The following is a 3,338-nucleotide window of genomic DNA, read 5'->3' as shown; positions in this document are numbered from 1 at the left end:
CCCCACCGACCTGACCACCCACTTCACCACCTGGATCGACCAAGCCCTCCAACGCCTAGCAGACTCCGACCCCGAAACCTGGTAGCCGATCCGAAGAAGCCGAAGCGCAGCAAAAGGCGGCGAATCAGCAACGCCACAAGCTATTTCAGATCGGCGCGAAATCGGTGAGGATCTATCCACCGGCAGACTCCGCCGTCGGCCATGGCCGCTCTGGTCGAGGAGTTCGGCGTGGGTGAGCAGGACATAGCATCCGCCAGAAATCCGGCGGTACCGCGTGAAGCGCCTCTGCCTCGGCAAGAGGGCGCAAGCCGCCCGAGCTGGGCGCATAGGTTGAACCTGCATGCGGAGGATCCCAGTGGTTGATGGACCGCATTTTCACGATCGGCGGCGGGTGTGCCTTCGCCGTTCTGATCGCCAGCACGCAGCATCCAGTCCTCGGTACATGCGCTGTGGCAACCTGCGTCGGCGTCCAGATCCCAAGGGTGTCATCGATCTGATCCGCACGCAGGCCCAGTAGGAGTTTGTCAGGCCAGCTAAGCAATGGTCGGACAGCTCAGGAACCCACCGACCGTTGGCTAGCCATCTGCCGGGCTTCGGTTTAGGAGTCGAGCCTTCTCCGGGGTGCTCGGCTGGCCTCTGTAAGCCAGGCGGACTTGCGTCAGGAAATTCAGCGGAGGGCCTTGCCTGACCCTGCTCCGCCTCGCTTCGGGCGTGGTGTCGGGTGTACCCCGGACTGGCATTCAGTGACTGCTGGTCGGCGACGGCCATGACCGGCAGCTGGCCCCCTCGAGTTCTCCACCAGCCCCTACGGTGATCGGCCCGGTTTGCGACAGGGCGGCGCGATCCTTACCGCTGTGACGCTGACGTCAAAATTAGCCGATACCAACATTTTTCGTGGGATGGTGATACCGAATTCAACTGATCGACGGTGTATAGATGACCGATGTACCCAATCAGGAGCGAGCGCATGCCAGGTGAAATAGATTCCGCTGTCTTCCCGCATCTGGATGCGGACCTGGACCGCGTCCGTGACGTTCTCGGACCCGTGCAGTTGCGGGGCAGGCCCGAGCTGACCGCGCTCACAGACGAAGGACCGGACACCTCTCGCCGCTTGGTCCGTCCCACTCTGACGTTGCTGTCGTACTACCTGCTCACCGATCCCGCGGTCCCGGCCGACGACCGGGCGGTGCGCGCCGCCGCCGCTGTCGAGTTGATGCATGTGGGCTCGCTGTATCACGACGACGTCGTCGACCACGCCTACGAGCGTCGAGGCCGTCCCAGTGCCAACGCGGTGTGGGGTTCGCATATGGCCGTATTGGGTGGGGACTCCGTGACGTTCTCGGGCATGCGCATGCTGGCCGAACTCGGCCAGCGCGAAGTTCTCGCGGCAACGATCGCGGGCGAGCAGATGTGCGCGGGCATGGTGATCGAGGCCGCCGACCAGTATGTGGCCTCCCGCAGCGAGCAGGCCTACCTGGACACGATCGACGGCAAAACAGCGGCAGTGCTGTCGCTGGCATGCCGGGTAGGCGCAATGCAAGCCGGCTGTTCCGATGAGCAGGAAGAGGCGTTGGCGCTGTTCGGGCGACAGTTCGGGTTGGCCTACCAGCTGTATGACGACATCCTCGATCTGACCTCGACCGCCGAAGAATTGGGCAAGCCGGTCAACGCGGATCTGCCCGAGGGCATTTACACCCTTCCCGTGATCCGCGCGGCTGCCCACGACCAAAGCCTTGCCCGCCTGCTGCGCCGAGCAATGACGGGTGAGCAAGCCGCACGCGCCCGCGAGCTCGTCATCGCCTCCGGCGCCGTGGACGAAGCACAAGCGAGGGCCGAGGAATTCATCGACCAGGCCGCCGGTCAGCTCACCGCTGTGTCTGTTGACCCGAATGCGCGCCACGCGATGATCGCCTATGTCCGGTCCATACTCGACCGGCGAGCTCCTGCTCCCGCGGTTCCCCAGCAGTCGACGCAGGCCCCCGCAGCTCGCAGTGATGGGCTCCCGCCGGGGGTCGCGCAATGGTTGAGGAGCTGGCTGCTGGACACCGGCCTTGCCCTCACCCCGGCCGAGGCCGACTACCACCGGTGGATAGGAGCGATCCGGACCCCGACACAAATCTTGGCCCCAGCAGCGGACGCGGCCCGTGAACAGACCGTCTACGGCATGGCTGTGTTCACCCTTGTGTGTGACGACCTGTTCGAGGATCCGCAGCTGAGGGACCCGGAAGCCGTGACTGCGCTGAGGCGTGGCATGGTGGCAATGCTGCGCCAGGACCCAAAGATGCGCGGCGCGATCCCGACAGCGTGGGCGAGTTTGTGGCCGCGCCTGCGTGAGGGCCGGAGCGCCCGCTGGCAGAGGCGGTTCCTCGACATTCTCGAGGATTGGTGTGAAGCGGCCGAACGCGAAGCGCATCATCGCATCAACGGCTACATCCCGTCCACGGCCGACTACCTGCCGCTGCGGATGTCGACCAGTGGGATCGATACCGCCCTCGCCTGCGTGGAGGTGTACCAGGACCGGGAGCTGCCGCCGACGCTACGCAGCCACCCCGTGATCCGCCGTCTCGAGGAACTCGGCTTCTGGGCGACCTTCGTGGAGAACGACCTGGTGGGGTTGGATCAGGACGAGGCGGACCATGTCCCCTACAACCTTGTGCGGGCGGTCCGTCACGAGACCGGGTGCACCCGCGGCGAAGCCGTCGAGCAGGTGCAGCGCCAGGTGGCCGAGCAGCGCGCCCAGCTCGAGGCAGTAATCCGCTACGTCCCCGCGCTCTTCCGCGTGCTTCCCGGCCTGTCGGGCCGGGGGCAGGAGTACGCGGAGTTGTACGTGAACATGGCGAGTGTGGGGCTCTGGGGGCGTGAGAGCGATCGGTACACGCAACCGTCCGCTTCCGCAGCGCCGGACTTGGAACGCTTGCGCCGCGAGATCTACTATCCGGCCGCCGAACCGGCTCCGACCACGCCGTAAGCCGGGTTGGGGAACATCCGCCAGAAATCGGGCGGTAGCGGCATGGAGCGCCATCCAGCTGGCAGTTTGTACCGCTTCAGATGCGATCCAATTGCGTTGTACAGCAGATAGTTTCCCGAGTAACCTCGGCCGATGGCTCCGTCGGACCCAGGACGACGGCCGCGACCTACGACCGGCGCTCCTCGACCCCCGACTTTCGAGCTAGCGTCGAATATGGTGGGTGCTGGCATCCACGGTCATGTCATCGTCGTAGGTGGGAAATTGTTTGAAAATTCCAGGCGCGCAGGGATAGTCGGCGGCGGAATCGGCGGGCTCACCGCGGCGATCGCGTTGCGAGCGGCTGGCTGGGAGGTGACGGTCTATGAGCGAG

General features: G+C 65.1%; 2 protein-coding genes. Both read left to right on the top strand.

All coding sequences use genetic code 11. The features are described from left to right. Positions 1-967: 967 nt before the first annotated feature. Positions 968-2,968 carry a polyprenyl synthetase family protein gene (locus AB0H00_RS31845; RefSeq protein ID WP_357273626.1) on the top strand — a complete coding sequence of 667 codons (2,001 nt, stop codon included), beginning with the start codon at positions 968-970 and terminating at the stop codon, positions 2,966-2,968. Positions 2,969-3,181: 213 nt separating this feature from the next. Further along, positions 3,182-3,338, top strand: a 157-nt coding sequence (locus tag AB0H00_RS31840; protein ID WP_357273628.1) for an NAD(P)-binding protein, incomplete at its 3' end; no start/stop codon positions are given.

Origin of the sequence: Nocardia sp. NPDC023852, assembly GCF_040639505.1 — a bacterium.
GTDB lineage: Bacteria > Actinomycetota > Actinomycetes > Mycobacteriales > Mycobacteriaceae > Nocardia.
Note: the sequence above shows the minus strand (reverse complement) of the source record. Positions and strands in the feature narration are given on the sequence as shown.